The following is a 1,573-nucleotide window of genomic DNA, read 5'->3' as shown; positions in this document are numbered from 1 at the left end:
CTGTCCGCCCTTGGGTTGATCGTTCATGCCCGAGCCCTCCCGCGTTGCATTTTGCGCATGCAGCTCTTGCACGCCGGCAGCGCCAGCCCGGTACCCGGCTCGCGAAACTCCGCCGGCGGCTTTCGGTAGCTGCACTGGGGGCACTGTGGCTGCTCGTAGGCCTGGCGCATCATGCTCCACCCCCGGCGGCCCGGCTCATCGCCTCGCGCCCTTCTTCCGTCAGCCCCAGCACTTGGCGTGCAGGACTATCGGCGCTCATGCCGGCAACGTCGATGTAGTCCAGATCGAGCAGTTCACGGCACCGGCCGCAAATACTGGCGAGCGGCAGGCCTGTGCATTCGGCAAGCTGGTTGCGTGTCTTGGCGCCACCGGCCAGGGCATTGATGACCCGACGCCGAGATTGGCTGAGCTGCCCGCTCCGGCGGTGATCGGTGAACGCGGCGTGCTTGACCTCGGTGCCACTAGGTTGAAATGCGGTGTTCATGGCTTAACGTCCTCCCATGGCGGCCAGCGGTGCGCCGGCTTGCTCGAGTAATTCACGGCGGCGGGCTTCTTCCTGCTCGCGCGCTTCGCGGCGTGCCCGGGCCTTGTCATCGCCCGGTTGATTGATCAGGTCGCGCAGCTGGCTGACCACCTGCTTGCGCTGGCGCTTGCCCGCCTCGGTCAACGGCTTTTCCGGTGGCGGTAGCAGATGGGCGACGTTCGGCGCGGGGAGCTTGCCGGCGGTGACGGCCTCGTTCAGCACGATCTCGCGGCGTTGCGGGTCATGGCCCAACGACGCTTGCCAGCCAGGCTGGCGCCCTTCCGCCTTGGCGGTCTCTACTTCCCGCTCGTACGCGGCGAGAAATGCCATGCGGGCCCCAACCTTGTCGCCGCCGGCCAGCACCGGGCGAGCCACGCCAAACGCCCGGGCGATCTCCGCCGTCCACACCACGGTGTCCTGCTCGTCGGTACTACGCAGCGCCAGCGCCCAGGCCTCGTTGGGCAGTAGGTGCGCGTTTGCACTGGGCAGGCGGTCAATGATGGCCGCCAGGGTGAGCTTGCCGTGCAGCTCGGCGCGGCAGCGGGCCAAAGCGCGGCGGATTTCGCCGAACGGGTAGCCGCTCAGGTCATCGGCGATCAGCACCGCGGCGCCGGGCCGGATCTCCTGCCCCAGCACTTCTGCGGTGGCGTACACCAGTTCCAGCACCTGGTCGGATTCGTGATCGGTCAGCATGAGGACGTCTCCCGTTGTTGGCGGCGCTCGGCCATGATGCGCTTGGCCTCCTCCGCGTTGCTCAGGTTGGATTGCGTGCTGTCCACCTGGCGAGCCTTGGCTTGCGTCACCTGCTGGCCGGTGGCCAGTTGGGTGGCGATCGACTCGCAGTCCTGCAGCAACAGGCTCACCGGGTGCATACGGGCGGTGTAGAACTGGTTGTTCAGCTTGAGATAGTGCGCGGCGACGCGGGGGGCGCGCTCGGCGCCCACGCGGTCGACCAGTTGGCTCATGTTCGCCGCAGACTTCTGGTTCCACACCGGCCAGGTGCCGTAGCGGGCACGGTAGGCGCAGGCGTAGTTCGCCCAGGGCTTGAAC

The 1,573-nt window shown here is 67.6% G+C and carries 3 protein-coding genes; all 3 read right to left on the bottom strand.

Features of this window, described 5'->3' with window-relative positions:
* Positions 1 to 169: 169 nt before the first annotated feature.
* Positions 170 to 484 (bottom strand): hypothetical protein, encoded by a 315-nt coding sequence (locus BIS11_RS17165; protein WP_253418886.1) that lies wholly within the window; start codon positions 482 to 484, stop codon positions 170 to 172.
* Between the two features lie 3 nt (positions 485 to 487).
* The gene (locus tag BIS11_RS17160; protein WP_253418888.1) at positions 488 to 1,216 is read right to left on the bottom strand and encodes a hypothetical protein; all 729 of its coding nucleotides are present in this window, start codon (positions 1,214 to 1,216) and stop codon (positions 488 to 490) included.
* The coding region (locus BIS11_RS17155) for a hypothetical protein (protein ID WP_253586667.1) at positions 1,210 to 1,573 on the bottom strand (364 nt) is incomplete at its 5' end. The genes BIS11_RS17160 and BIS11_RS17155, both read right to left, overlap by 7 nt.

It is taken from the genome of Halomonas sp. 707D4 (genome assembly GCF_024158685.1).
GTDB lineage: Bacteria > Pseudomonadota > Gammaproteobacteria > Pseudomonadales > Halomonadaceae > Vreelandella.
This window is presented reverse-complemented; position numbering and strand designations above follow the sequence as displayed.